Source organism: Staphylococcus sp. EG-SA-2 (genome assembly GCF_017152085.1).
Window position 1 is genome coordinate 1 of record NZ_JACYHC010000394.1, and the last position, 217, is coordinate 217.

A 217-nucleotide genomic window follows, 5' to 3' on the forward strand; every position below is an offset into this window, starting at 1 on the left:
CTAGAGAGTATAATGTCTCTGAAAAAGTATTTTATGATTTGTGGACGGATTTATATAGATTGTTTAAGAAGTTAAGAAACGCATTTAAAGAAGAAGATTTAGAACCATGGACATCATGTGAATTTGATTTTACAAGAGAGGGTAATTTGAAAGTATCGTTTGATTATATAGATTGGATTAAATTAGGTTTTGGTCCATCAGGAAAGGAAAACTACTA

1 protein-coding gene is annotated in these 217 nt (G+C 29.5%); it reads left to right on the plus strand.

Going from position 1 to position 217, the window contains the following annotated elements; translation table 11 throughout:
• Nucleotides 1–217, plus strand: a 217-nt coding sequence (locus IDG60_RS03665) for a TIGR01741 family protein (RefSeq protein ID WP_206160505.1), incomplete at both ends; no start/stop codon positions are given.